The sequence below is a fragment of the Fibrobacter sp. UWH9 genome (assembly GCF_900129715.1).
In the GTDB taxonomy this organism is placed as follows: Bacteria; Fibrobacterota; Fibrobacteria; order Fibrobacterales; family Fibrobacteraceae; genus Fibrobacter.
The window spans coordinates 88,466-101,743 of sequence record NZ_FQWP01000001.1 but is presented as its reverse complement, the minus strand read 5'-3'; the positions used below and the strand labels follow the sequence as shown (position 1 = coordinate 101,743).

12 protein-coding genes are annotated in these 13,278 nt (G+C 46.0%); 7 read left to right on the top strand and 5 right to left on the bottom strand.

Going from position 1 to position 13,278, the window contains the following annotated elements; genetic code table 11:
* Positions 1-71 precede the first annotated feature (71 nt).
* From larB to larE, 3 genes are read left to right on the top strand one after another with little or no spacing between them, the layout of a single operon-like run.
* A complete protein-coding gene (larB, locus tag BUB94_RS00390; protein ID WP_073233324.1) occupies positions 72-821 on the top strand; it encodes a nickel pincer cofactor biosynthesis protein LarB in 750 nt (249 codons plus the stop codon).
* A 57-nt stretch (positions 822-878) separates the two neighbouring features.
* Entirely contained in the window at positions 879-2,222 is a 1,344-nt protein-coding gene (gene larC, locus BUB94_RS00385; RefSeq protein ID WP_083537937.1) for a nickel pincer cofactor biosynthesis protein LarC, read from the top strand.
* A gap of 12 nt (positions 2,223-2,234) precedes the next feature.
* Positions 2,235-3,092 (top strand): ATP-dependent sacrificial sulfur transferase LarE, encoded by an 858-nt coding sequence (gene larE, locus BUB94_RS00380; RefSeq protein ID WP_073233320.1) that lies wholly within the window; start codon positions 2,235-2,237, stop codon positions 3,090-3,092.
* Here larE and BUB94_RS00375 read toward each other — a convergent pair whose 3' ends face one another.
* On the bottom strand, positions 3,093-3,395 hold the full coding sequence (locus BUB94_RS00375; protein WP_073233318.1) for a type II toxin-antitoxin system RelE/ParE family toxin: 303 nt from the start codon (positions 3,393-3,395) through the stop codon (positions 3,093-3,095).
* Positions 3,396-3,641: a type II toxin-antitoxin system prevent-host-death family antitoxin gene (locus tag BUB94_RS00370; protein ID WP_073233316.1), complete on the bottom strand. Its 246-nt coding sequence runs from the start codon at positions 3,639-3,641 to the stop codon at positions 3,396-3,398.
* 394 nt (positions 3,642-4,035) lie between these two features.
* On the opposite strand from BUB94_RS00370, the gene BUB94_RS00365 reads away from it, so the two are divergent.
* The 4 genes from BUB94_RS00365 to BUB94_RS00350 all read left to right on the top strand — a co-directional run bounded on the left by BUB94_RS00365 (position 4,036) and on the right by BUB94_RS00350 (position 8,463).
* Complete coding sequence (locus tag BUB94_RS00365) at positions 4,036-5,895, top strand: HsdM family class I SAM-dependent methyltransferase (RefSeq protein ID WP_073233314.1); 1,860 nt, start codon at positions 4,036-4,038, stop codon at positions 5,893-5,895.
* A 1-nt stretch (position 5,896) separates the two neighbouring features.
* Positions 5,897-6,940: a restriction endonuclease subunit S gene (locus tag BUB94_RS00360; protein WP_073233706.1), complete on the top strand. Its 1,044-nt coding sequence runs from the start codon at positions 5,897-5,899 to the stop codon at positions 6,938-6,940.
* 385 nt (positions 6,941-7,325) lie between these two features.
* On the top strand, positions 7,326-7,946 hold the full coding sequence (locus tag BUB94_RS00355) for a DUF6973 domain-containing protein (RefSeq protein ID WP_139260080.1): 621 nt from the start codon (positions 7,326-7,328) through the stop codon (positions 7,944-7,946).
* The gene (locus BUB94_RS00350; protein ID WP_139260079.1) at positions 7,894-8,463 is read left to right on the top strand and encodes a hypothetical protein; all 570 of its coding nucleotides are present in this window, start codon (positions 7,894-7,896) and stop codon (positions 8,461-8,463) included. The genes BUB94_RS00355 and BUB94_RS00350 overlap by 53 nt, the downstream gene beginning before the upstream one ends.
* On the opposite strand, the gene BUB94_RS00345 is transcribed toward BUB94_RS00350, so the two are convergent.
* The 3 genes from BUB94_RS00345 to ileS form a co-directional block, all read right to left on the bottom strand.
* A complete protein-coding gene (locus BUB94_RS00345; RefSeq protein WP_139260078.1) occupies positions 8,460-9,284 on the bottom strand; it encodes a nucleotidyl transferase AbiEii/AbiGii toxin family protein in 825 nt (274 codons plus the stop codon). The two genes, BUB94_RS00350 and BUB94_RS00345, sit on opposite strands and share 4 nt — an antisense overlap.
* A complete protein-coding gene (locus tag BUB94_RS00340) occupies positions 9,281-9,889 on the bottom strand; it encodes a type IV toxin-antitoxin system AbiEi family antitoxin domain-containing protein (protein WP_083537931.1) in 609 nt (202 codons plus the stop codon). Before BUB94_RS00340 ends, BUB94_RS00345 begins: the two co-directional genes overlap by 4 nt.
* Before the next feature lie 197 nt (positions 9,890-10,086).
* On the bottom strand, positions 10,087-13,278 hold the full coding sequence (gene ileS, locus BUB94_RS00335; protein WP_254793618.1) for an isoleucine--tRNA ligase: 3,192 nt from the start codon (positions 13,276-13,278) through the stop codon (positions 10,087-10,089).

Below are 13,278 nucleotides of genomic sequence, written 5' to 3'. Positions count from 1 at the left end.
AAATCATTTTATGCAAAAAAGAACCTTCCGACACTTGTGTTAGAGTAAACTCTAGATTGTATATTTAGGGTATGAAAGATGAAAAGTTTGACGATATCAGTTTTGCAAAGCTGGATGTAAGCCGCGAGAACCGAACCGGTACCAGCGAGGCCATTTTCTGCCCCGGCAAGACCAAGGAACAGCTGTTAAAGATTCTTGAAACATTTGCCAAGAATGGATGTTCTGTATTGGGAACAAAATGCACCAAGGAACAAGCTGATTTTGTACAAGAAAGTTGGAATGGCGCGCCTGTTAAAAGCGGGACCACGGACGCACCGGCAATTCGTTACGACGAGACTTCCAGAATCTTGACCATGAAAGTTAAGAGGTACGCAAAAGGATCTGCGAATGCGAAAGTCGCGAGAGCAGGCCGTTCACTTAAAGGCTCCATCGCAGTATGTTGCGCAGGCACCGCCGACTTGCCCATCGCCGAAGAAGCCGCCCAGACTGCAGAATTTTTCGGAGCCAAGGTTGAGCGCCACTTTGACGTAGGCATCGCAGGCATTCACCGACTTCTTTCAAAGATGGATGAAATCCGCAAGGCCGATGTCATTATTGCTGTCGCAGGCATGGAAGGCGCATTGGCAGGCGTTATCGCAGGACTTACAAAAGCCCCCGTGATTGCAGTTCCAACCTCTGTTGGCTACGGAGCATCCTTCAACGGACTGAGCCCGCTTTTGACCATGCTGAACACATGCGCAGAAGGGGTTTCCGTAGTGAACATCGACAACGGTTATGGCGCCGCCGTCAGTGCAGTGAGAATGTTACGCATCAAAAAGTAAAACACAGACGAATCAAAAATTTCAATGCGACTGAGAGCGCCGCGGACTTGAAGAATTATGAAATATCTTTATCTTGATGGATCTTGTGGTATCAGCGGAGACATGACCGTTGCCGCCTTGCTGGACTTAGGCGCATCCCGCGAAAGACTGGAGTCCGCCATTCACGCCATGCACCTGGAAGGAATGCATTGTCATATTGAAAGGGGCAATTCCTACAGCATCGCAGGGATGAACTTTGATGTTCATGTCCACACCCATCACGGTGAAGAAAGCGCCGACCACATAGATGCTCACGAAGAAGGTTACGTGGAATATCACCACGAGCATAATCACGAGCACCATCATGATCATTGCGAAGGGTATCATCACGAACATGGTCATCACCATGAGCACCGCCACCTGGCAGAAGTTTACCACATTCTAGAACATGCTGCTGGACATTGCGCAGAACACAATCCTGCCGCACCCGCATTTTCTAGCAACGCCCTGGACATCTCCAAGAAAATTTTCCGCATTATCGCCGAGGCCGAAGCCAAAGCCCACGGTGTCGCAGTAGAGGACGTTCACTTCCACGAAGTTGGTGCCATCGATTCCATCGTCGACATTATGGCGGTGGCCGTTCTTGTTGACGACCTGCGAGAAAATTTTGGCATTGAAAAGTGCGTGGTGACAGGGCTTAACGAAGGCTTCGGATTTGTGCAAACTCAACACGGAATGCTCCCCATTCCCGTTCCCGCTGTGGCAAGCATTGCAGAAGCCGCAGGCATTGCCCTCCACGTTACCGACACCAAGGGCGAGATGGTCACCCCCACAGGCATCGGCGTTGTGGCCGCACTACGCACCAGCGAAAAGCTTCCGGAACAGTACAAGATTTTAAAGACAGGCATCGGCCTTGGAAAGCGAGATTTCGGAAGAGCCAATTTCCTGCGGGCACAGATTATTGAAGATGTTGAAGTTCGCGACGCAGATGGCGAAAATATTTTCATGATTGAATGCAACATCGATGATCAAAGTCCCGAGGAATTGGGGCTCGCCATGGAAAAGATTTTTGAAGCCGGCGCAAGAGACGTTCATTACGTTCCCTGCTACATGAAGAAGAACCGCCCCGCAGTGATCCTGCGAGTCCTTGCCGACGAGGAAAAGTTGCCACAAATTGAAACAGCAATCTTCCGCCACACAACGACGGTGGGACTCAGGCGTTATCCTGTAAGCCGCACGTGCATGGACCGCAGTTTCGCTGACATTGCAACACCTTACGGAACCGTCACCGTCAAGAAATGCGAGCTGGGCGACATCGTGAAGTACAAGCCGGAATTTGACAGCGTCAAGAAAGTTGCAGACCAAGCAGGCGTCACCTACCGCGAAGTCGCCGACGCCGCCAAGGCGAACGCAAAATTCTAAGGTTGCGCACCCATGAATCTACAAGAAAAGAAAGAACGTCTCAAAGAAATTCTCCGCAGCTATGGCAAGGTGGCCATCGCCTATTCTAGCGGCGTCGATTCTACGTTCCTTCTAAAAGTAGCTCACGATACCTTAGGCGATAATGCCATCGCCATTACGGTAAAGTCCCATCTGGTTCCCGCTGCAGAAATGAACGAAGCGGAAGCTTTCTGCAAACGCGAAAACATTCGTCACCAATTCATCCTTCACGACGAAATGTCCGTGCCAGGATTCGCAGAAAATCCTCCTAACCGCTGCTACATCTGCAAAAGGCAAATCTTCTCATCCATTCAAGCCACCGTGCGAGATGAGTTCGTCGTCTGCGAAGGCAGCAATAAGGACGACGAAGGGGATTACCGCCCCGGCATGAAAGCCATCGCAGAACTTTCCGTCAAGAGCCCCCTGCGAGAAGCCGGCCTCACCAAATCAGAAATCCGTGAACTCTCCCGGGAACTCAATCTCCCCACCGCAAGCAAGCCCTCCTTCGCATGCCTCGCCAGCCGCATTCCCTACGGGGAGCGCATAACAAGACAAAAATTGCAGTTAGTCGAAACCGCCGAAAAATTTCTGCAGGATTTAGGCTTTGTACAATATAGAGTACGCTGCCGCGAACTCACCACCCAAACAGGCTCCGCGCAGTCCTCCCCCACAACGGCCCTTACCGCCTCCATTGAACTTCTTCCCGAGCAATTCGACCTGTTCAAAACAAATCAAGAACTTATCATCCAGACTCTCAAAAACCTCGGCTTCGCAGAAGTTCGTCTCGACGAAAAAGGCTACCGCACCGGCAGCCTGAATGAAGCTCTGGGAATTAAGCACCAAGTTCCATAATCACAAGATTTTCAAATAATCCATCAGTCGGTGAAGTATTCGGACAACAAAAATATCACCCGATTCCACACGATAGAAAATCACATAGTTATCAACAACAAGATGCCTATAACATTTTAAAAAGGCATTTGTAGTTTCAATTTCAGCACCAAGTTCCGGAAACTCCGCTAGCTTTTCATAGCCGTCAATAATTTTCTTAATGACATTTTTAGCAGCCTGCGGGCTTTTCAATTCGATTTCAATATAATCTTTGATACCGTCTAAATCTTCAACGGCTTTCGGGGAGATAAATACAGAGGCCATTTAGACCTCGTACTTTGCACGTACGTCAGCTGCAGCCAGCCAGCCAGATTCCTTTGCAGATTGTTCGCCTTCCTCCAAGGACTTCTGTAATTTATGTTCTGCAGTCAAGCGTTCATACTCCTTGATATCGATGACCACAAAACAGCCTCGGCCATTCTTCGTCAAGAAAACAGGAGATCCTTCAGAAACATTCTGAAGAACTTCGTTATAGTTGCGCAAATCAGAAACAGGCAGAATACACGCCATACAAAACCTCCGTTTCCAAATATACAAAATCTTTCGTAAAATTTTAAGCAAAATAAGACACAACTCAAAAATAATCTCGTTTTTTCGTTAGCTTTTTTATATTTGATATTGACATAGTTCGGTTTTGCGAGAGCGAGGCTGAACGCAGGTTTTATTGAGTTTTCGACTCTTATTCGCTGACGCAGAAATTCACCACTTCAAAAGTCAATCCACGAATAAGGCGAGTGCTCACGTCCCGTTTGGGGCGTGGGCCGTTTGCGCCTATGGATTGATGGGTTGTGGTGACCCTCTGCGTCAATAGGAGCATTCGGTTCCACGCCTTTTTTATTTGCGAAGCCGGAATCCTTTCGAATTTGAGTGGAAATGAAATCACTTTTATTTGGAAGGATACGGCATGGCAAACGAGAAGTTTAGTGAAAACTTTGTACTCAAGGAAATGAGATGCGACCTTGGGGAGAATGAATTTGGAAAAGTCTATCCGCAAGGCGACGTTCCTGATATTTCTGCAATAGAAAAACTTCTTGAAAAAGCTGGTGGCAAGCCGAAAGAATGTGCTATTGAAGACTACTCTCTAGGAGGAACTGGGAAAGCAAAACCGGAATTCATCATAACATTTCATAAAAACGCAAATACAATCATTGTGGTTGAGTGCAAAAGGAGCGTAAAACAGCATCAATCGGACAAACTGAATAAGCCAAAAGATTTTGCGGTTGATGGAGCTTTGTACTATGCAAAATTTTTAAAAGAGCGGTATAATGTCATTGCCATTGGTGTTAGCGGTAGTAAAAAAGATGACTCAAAAATAAGCACCTTTTATTGGCAAAAAGGACATGATGAGTATAAGGAGCTCTCTAGGTTAAATATCCTTTTAGAACCCGCCATTTATCTACAGTATTTGAAAGGCGAACGTATTTCAAGGCAATATTCCTTAGAAGAAATTCGTCAGACCGCTATAGATATGAGTAATAGTTTACGAGTTGCAAAAGTGACTGCGAACGATAAACCAATTTTTATAGCGGGTATTCTTATTGCCCTTCAGAACGAAGATTTTGAAGAAGCTTATATGAACGCTACTACCTTAAAAGGGCTGGAATGGAATATCAGTTCCGCCATATCCGATGTGTTAGGTGATGCTGGTGTAAAACAAGACCGTATAGACAATATCTTGAATACTTTTAAAAATGTGTCCAGTTTACATCATTTCCAGACAACAAAAATGAATGAAGACTATTCGTTACGTTGGTACATTCAAGAACTGGACATGAAAATCAAGCCAATGATGAATATTGCAGATTCATCCATTGATGCTCTTGGTGAATTTTATCATGAATTCATCAAGTTTTCCAATGGCGATGATGGAAAGGCTCTTGGAATTGTTTTAACTCCGCAACACTTAACCGAACTGATGTGCGATGTAAGTGGCCTAAATAAGAAAAGTCGAGTTTTGGACACATGCGCTGGATCTGGTGGATTCTTAGTAACTGCGATGAGCAAAATGTTCAAGAATGCGAATTACCACGAAATTCAAAAAATCAGGGAAGATGGTCTTTATGGTATTGAAGCGGATCCGCACATCTATACGCTTTGCATCGCTAATATGATTGTCCGTCGTGACGGAAAGAGCAACATTCATTATGGAAGTTGCTTTGACAAAAAGATAACCGAAGAACTAAAAAAGAAAAATATTGACGTAGGTTTAATTAATCCTCCGTATTCTCAGGATGATTATAATGAACTTGAATTTGTTGAACAGTTACTATCCATTCTCGTCACTCGTGGAATTGCGGTTGCTGTTGTTCCTATCAATTGCGCTTTGGGAACTACTTGCAAAGAAGTTCGTGAACGTCTATTTAAAAAGCATACATTGGAAGCTGTATTCAGCATGCCTACGGAAATATTCAATCCCGCAGCATCTGCTCCGCCATGTGTAATGGTTTGGACGGCAAATGTTCCCCATCCTGAGGACAAAAGAACTTTCTTTGGTTATTTCCGAGACGATGGTTTTGTAAAAAGGAAAAAATTAGGTCGAATTGATGCCCATGGAAAATGGGAAGAAATCCGAAAGAAATGGTTGTATTTATACCAAAACAAGATTGAAGAACCTGGCTACTCCGTAATGCACCACGTTTCCCATGAAGATGAATGGTGCGCAGAAGCTTATATGGAAACGGATTATTCAACGTTGTGTGCGGCAGATTTTGAAAAAAAGATAAAAGAATATGCTGCGTTCAAATTTTTGAATGGTGTCAAATAGAATGAAACGGCTAGACGAAATTTTCAATATTTGTTATGGTTCGCAGCTTGATTTGAACAAGTGCGAAATTTGTGGTAAAAATCAAGGTTTTAATTTTGTCAATCGAAGCAATTCTAATTGTGGTGTTTCCGCAAGAATTCAAAAAGTTGATAAGAAGGAACCTTTTAAAGCTGGCTCTATTACAGTAGCCATGGGCGGAAGCGTCCTTTCTTCATTTGTTCAGCAAGAGGATTTCTACACTGGGCAAAATGTGAAGGTTTTAGTGCCGATCGTAGAAATGGGGTTGGCCGAAAAACTCTTTTATTGCCAATGTATCGAGGCAAACAGATTTCGGTTTTCAACTTTTGGTCGAGAAGCTAATTACACGTTTGATTCCTTGTTGGTCCCTGCAAGAGAAGAGGTTCCTCAAAATGTAAAAACAAAATGCATTGGCACGCCATTTGAAAGCAAACCGATTGCTCGAAAAGCAATAGAATTGAACATGTCTAAATGGCATTGGTTTAGATATGACGAGGTTTTTGAAATCTGCAAAGGATTTTACAACAAAAAGCCCGATGAAAACCCATTGGGAAACATTCCTTTTATAGGGGCAACAGATTCAAACAACGGCATTACCTCATTTCATGATTTAGAAACGATAGAAGAATCTTCAAAAACAGGATCTGAACCAAACGCCTCCCTTGATGAAAAAATATTCAAAGAGGGATGCATCACCGTGTCGAATAATGGTTCTGTTGGTTATGCTTTTTACCAAAACAAAAAATTCACTTGCACGCATGATGTTAATCCGTTGTATCTCAACGGCCGATGGGACGTAAATCTAAATGTGTACACCGCAATGTTTCTTTGTACTATCATAGAAAAAGAACAATTTCGGTGGGATTACGGAAGAAAATGGAGGCCAAAGAGAATGCCTGCATCCTTAATCAAACTCCCCGCCATCAACACCGGGAAAAAAGATGAATCTGGCAAAGCCATCTATGAACCGGACTGGCAATTCATGGAAGACTACATAAAATCGCTTCCGTATTCCGCATGTCTTTAAATAATCTAAGCAACCTCCCCCCCGACGCCCCACACCGGCATCGGGGATTTTCCTCTTGCATTTATCCTTCTTTTTATTTATTATTAAGATAGCTCAACTGGGGAGCTTCATTTCCCAGATCCCAGCAGGATTCGATCCTGTATGGTTCACGTAAAAGAGTATCGAGCAGGCGATACCTGAGTTCCTAGGACTCTGATTAAGAAAAACCTGACGGCTACGTGGAGGCCGACCCTCGAGTTGGTGGTTTACACCAAGGCAATCCCTGAGCGAGGCAGGGCCCTTTCAAAACAAATTTGACACGACTACGCCAGTCGCAGTTGTTCCTGTACGCCATAAAATAATCCGTTATGGTTACAGTATTAGCAGGATTTTCAAGGGGATTCGTATGGCATTCCTGTCAGAAGATACAAAGAAAAAAGCACAATCATTAATAGGGCAAGCCTTGTGTATGACAAGGGAGACTTTTCCCGATTACTGGAGTGAAAGTTTCAAAATTGCGAAAAGTCTCGGAATCCCACGAAATTCAAGATTCCCTAGTTTTTTGCAATCAGATTCTAGCAGCACACGCAAAGCCGAGACTTTTGCTTCTGTCATAAACGAATACGTTCCCGTCCAAGACGACAGAGGTTCCTGGGCTGGTGCACTACGGCATGTGATGTGGCAAGCCGACATAACAACAAAGCATTCTGCAGACATCGCCCAAAAGGTCGGATATTGTCATGAGGCTAATTACAAGCCCAACCCTAACCAACGCTTTTTTAGTAATTTAGATGATGCAGATTCTACCGCAGACTTGCTCAACAATGAAATAGGGCGAGCCAACGGTACGAATTACAAATATTTAACTAGCGAAGAACAAATGCTTCGTGCACTATGGGAAGCAAAAACGAACGGATTGTTCAGAGTTCGAAAAACGCCCTGGGGCCAATACGAAGTATACAGGGAGACAATGGATGACGACACCTATCGTCAACATTTCAACAACGTCAAACGAAAATTCTGGTAAAGAAAAATCCAGAATTTCCGTTGCCGCAATTCTCGTGCAAGCCTTTGGGTCGTTAGGCCCATTGGCTTATATCCCCTTAGTATGCCTCTTTGAGTTTCTTACTGATAGAAGTGTGCCTGGTAGTGGTATACTGATGCCTTTTTTAGCTCCATTTATATTGTCATGGAGCCTAGTCAATGCAATCAATTTTCTCATTGAGTTGAAACTTAAACTGTTTAACTTTAAAGCGTTCCTTAAGAAGGCTGTATGGATTGCCTCAATTTGGCTTGTCCCGTGGACAGTTTATTTTTTTATTTCGGATTTGGGCTCACCGCATGACATTCATTCTTTTGAATACGAAATGTACTCATTTGGTCAAGCCTTTGAATATTGCCTATTCATTCTTTTAACAGCATCCCTATGGCCCCTAGTGGCAACATTCTTCAAAAAGCCTTCTTTTAAACGAGAAGTTGCTGTTTTCATCATTTCCGTACAAATCGCAATTTTGTTGAGCTTTGCGCTGTATATATTCTATTAAAGTAAAAGATTTCTGAGCAAATTAGTCATTTCAGAAAAAGGCAATTTACTTGCGAAAGAAAATTGCTGTGTATATTTCGTCCACTGTGATTGTAAATCTTCACTATTTTCAATCTGGCAGAGAATTTTTTCTTTATCCGCAATTTTCTCTTCCGACTTTCGATGTCTTGATGTTGCAGCTAAAGCGTCCTTAAAAATTTTTTGGTCATATTTACAGACTCTAGTCAGAGAGTAAACATCATAAAAATCTCGTGGACGAGTATTATACACTGATCTACTCAAAATAGTTTCAACTTTTTCAGCAAGAATAGTTTCCACATTATATCCAAACAAGCGAATCTTTAATGAACTATCCAAAGTTCCACACAAAGTCACCCGTTCTGCACCCGGCGTAATGACATCACCTGTTGAAATATCAATCGTCATCGGGACATGAATAAAATCATACTTTGCATCGACAAAAACCCTAAAACCACCATAGCAATCATCATCACGAATAGGTTCTAGGCGATTCACGCTCAACGAAAATCCATCATCTAAATCAATTTCACAAACGCTCTGCAATGCAGTCTTCAATACATCGGGCTTTAAATCCAGTCCCTGTAAAGTCATGTCCAAATCCATTGTCGATCTGCGGCTCAGCCCAAGTGTTGAAGAGATTAGCATTCCACCCTTAATAATGAACTTATTCTTATAGGGCGACTTGACTAGACGAAGTAAAAATCGTTCAAACATTAAATTCTGCAAAAGAACCTGCGGAGGGACTTGCAGTTCCTTCGCACGATTCCGAACAACAGCTTTTAGGCTCATCGCATTTTTCAAAGCAGCACCTCCAGGTAAGTTTTCAGAATTTTGGAAACCCTAAGTTTCTTCGCGTATTCTGCAAGCTTATTTAAGTCCTTGCCATCCCATGCAGCATATCTTTTAATTGCAGTAAGCAACAGTTCGTTGCTTACGCGGGATCTGTTCTTGATCAAATCACAAATTGTTTTTTCCAGGTCATAGCAGCGAACGGTATTACCAAAAGGAGTTTTCACCTCCGTCACTCCCAAATCAAATAGTTCTGGCTTGCAAGTGAATACCTTGCAGGCATTTTTCAGAGACAATGACGGTGCATGTCCAAAGGGAACTGTTATTGAATGTTCAAAAGGAGTCCGTTCCGAGAAGCCGTGCAAGAAAAGGGCCGTTTCGTGAGAAATAATCAAATTATCTGAACGAGACGAAATCATGAAGATTTCATCTGGAATTGCATCTGGCAAAACATACTGCCCTTGCGCCACCCGGACAAGTTCGCCCAACTTGCACAAAGACGATAACTGGGCCCGTGAAATTCCCACTGACCCGGACTTTGAGGAAAGCACAACCCCATTGTAAGCAGCAGCCACATCTTTCAGCAAGTCAATTTCTTTTTTCTTTTTAAAACTCATATCATAAAATTATATCTTATTTTATGATATTTGTCAATAGCAGAAGAAATCCCCGAAGCGGTTAACTTCGGGGACCTTGTAAAATGGATTCTATCGGGGCGTTGCCCCTCCAGAATGACGATTAAGCCTGGGCGCTTCGCGCCTAGCCTATGCGGCTCAGTCATGGACATGCAAGCATGTCCGCGACGTTCGCCTTGTTAGGCTTTTACCGTAGTGAAAGCAAAAGCTTCTCCGTCAGCGTCGTTGGCTTCGAGGCCATCAGCGGCGGCAGCCCAGGTCAGCTTAACAGCCTGTGTCTCGCCCATGATGTAAGCTTCGTTTTCCACAACAGCCTGCTTGAACATTTCACTTTCAGAGAACAAGGTCACTTCGATCTTGTCAGTGATGGTGTAGTTCTGTTCCTTACGGCGGTTCTGGATGCGGTTCACCAATTCGCGGGCGACGCAAGCGCGGCGCAGGTCGTCGGTAACGTTCAGGTCCAGAGCAACGGTAAAGTGGCTGTCAGCATCCACGGCAAGGCCTTCCGGCACAATGCGCTGGATCATGAGGCAGTCGGCACCCACTTCGCCAAATTCGAACTTGATGGTTTCACCACCCTGCAAGGCCTTGATTTCGTCAGCGCTCAGGCTGTTGAGCTTTGCAGAGATGACCTTCATGTTCTTGGCGTATTCAGGACCCTTGGCCTTGATACCCAGGAAGTTGGGCTTTGCAGACAACTTAACAAGAACAGTTTCATCTTCAAGGAACTTCATTTCGCGAACGTTCAGTTCTTCGAGGATGAGGTCCTTCATGGTTTCGGCCACTTCCTTTTCTACGGCACCATGGGGCACCACAGTCATGGAAGCAATCGGCATACGATTCTTTACGTTGTTCGTAGCGCGAATTGCACGGCCCATTTCCACCATGCCGCGGACCATTGCGATACGCTGCACCAGAGCTTCGTCCTTCAAGGATTCGTCTGCGCTGGGGAATTCACAGAGGTGTACGCTAACAGGAGCGTTGGCATCCACTTCGCGAACGAGAATCTGGTAGATTTCTTCGGCCAGGAGCGGCAGGAACGGAGCAAGAATCTTGCTGAAGTCCACCAGCACCTTGTACATGGTAGCGTAAGCTGCATTCTTGTCGCCATCGTTTTCAGACTTCCAGAAACGGCGGCGGCTACGACGAACATACCAGTTGGTCAGGTCATCCACAGCGGCGATGATTGCAGGCACCACGTTGTACAAACGGTAAGCCTTCATTTCCACTTCGACCTTGGCGGCCAGATCCTGCAGGGTTGCAAGCATCCAGCGGTCCAGTTCGTTTTCGGACTTCACCACTTCACCCGGATTCCAGTTCAGCTGGCCCTTGGCGGCGTCGGCATTGTGGTTACTTACGAAGAAGCTAACGGCGTTCCACAGCGGGAGCATCACCTGCTTCACGATACCCTTCACGCCTTCTTCAGAGAAGCGCAGGTCTTCGGCCTTCAGTGCAGCAGAGTTAATGAGGAACAGGCGGATAGCGTCAGCGCCGGTACGTTCGATAAGTTCGTTGGGGTCCGGATAGTTCTTCTTGGACTTGGACATCTTGGAACCGTCTTCGGCCAAGATGATACCGTTCACGATCACGTTCTTGAAGGCAGGCTTCTGGAACAGAGCGTTAGAAAGAACAGTCAGGGTGTAGAACCAACCACGAGTCTGGTCAAGGCCTTCGGCAATGAAGTCAGCCGGGAAGCTCTTTTCAACCAGTTCCTTGTTTTCAAACGGATAGTGGCGGCTAGCATAAGGCATGGAGCCAGATTCGAACCAGCAGTCAAACACTTCCGGAGTACGCTTGAATTCCTTGCCGTCCTTCTTGATGACAATCTTGTCCACGAAGTGCTTGTGCAAGTCGTCCAGAGTTTCGCCAGTAAGGTCTGCCAATTCCTTGATGGAGCCCACAGCGATCATTTCGCCGTCGTCAGCAATCCATACAGGAATCGGGGTACCCCAGAAACGGTTACGGGAAAGGTTCCAGTCGCGGGCGTTGGCAATCCACTTACCGAAGCGGCCGCTCTTGATGTGGTCGGGAACCCAGTTCACGGTCTGGTTGTTTTCGACCATCCATTCCTTCAAAGTCTTGGTGACACCTTCTGCATTGGTAACTTCGCCATCGATCTTCAAGAACCAAGTCTTGAGGGCGCGGTACAGCAGAGGCACGCCGGTACGCCAGCAGTGGGGGTAGCTATGAACGAAGGTTTCGTGCTTGAACACGCGGCCCTGTTCCTTGAGGTAAGCGATAATGCTCTTGTCGGCTTCCTTTGCACCCAGTCCCTTCCACATGGGGACCTTGTCGGTGAACTTGCCTTCGGTATCCAGCGGGTCAAAAAGACCCAGGCCAAGAGATGCGCCCAGCTGGAAGTCTTCTTCACCGAAGGAAGGAGCGATATGCACAGCACCGGCACCGTCTTCGTCGCTAACGAAATCGGCAACGTAGATGGTATAACGCTTTGCCAGTTCTTCGGCAGTAGCGTAGGCGTCGCTAATGTGGAACAAGGCTTCGTACTTGAGGCCGGCCAGGTCGGAACCCATGCACTTGTCCACGATGTTGGGATTCTTGAAATAGGCGCCAGCGCGGGTACCCATGACCCAGAACTTCTTGCCGTCCTGTTCAACGCAAACATATTCGGCGTCAGCTTTCACTGCAATAGCGAAGTTGGAAGGAAGAGTCCAGGGAGTGGTGGTCCAAACCAGGATGTTGGAGCCAGCAAACTTAGCGTCGTCGGAAACCAGCGGGAAGATAAGAGTCAAGGACGGGTCCTGACGGTCCTTATAGCCCTGGTTGGTTTCGAAGTTGGAAAGCGGAGTTGCAAGAGCCGGGCTGTACGGCTGGATGCGGTAGCCCTGATAGATGAGGCCCTTGTCGAAGCACTGCTTGAACACCCACCACACAGATTCCATGAAGTTCTTGTCCATGGTCTTGTAGCCCTTGTCGAAGTCCACCCAGCGGCCCATGCGACGAACCGTCTTGCGCCATTCACCGGTGTACTTCAGAACCTTGCTACGGCAGGTTTCGTTAAACTTATCTACGCCCAGGTTCTGGATTTCGGCAACGCCGGCCAGACCCAGTTCGTTCTGAACCAGAGATTCAATCGGAAGACCGTGGCAGTCCCAACCGAAACCGCGAGGAACCTTCTTGCCCTTCATGGTCCAGTAACGGGGAACGATATCCTTGATGGTACCAGCCAGCAAGTGACCATAGTGCGGAAGGCCAGTTGCAAACGGAGGGCCATCGTAGAAAGTATAGGGTGCAGTTTCCGGACGGCTGTCCAGAGACTTCTTAAAGCTATCATCCTTATCCCACAATCCGAGCACGCGCTCTTCGATCTGCGGGAAGGTTTCTTCCTTAACTACTTCACGAAACAAAGCCAT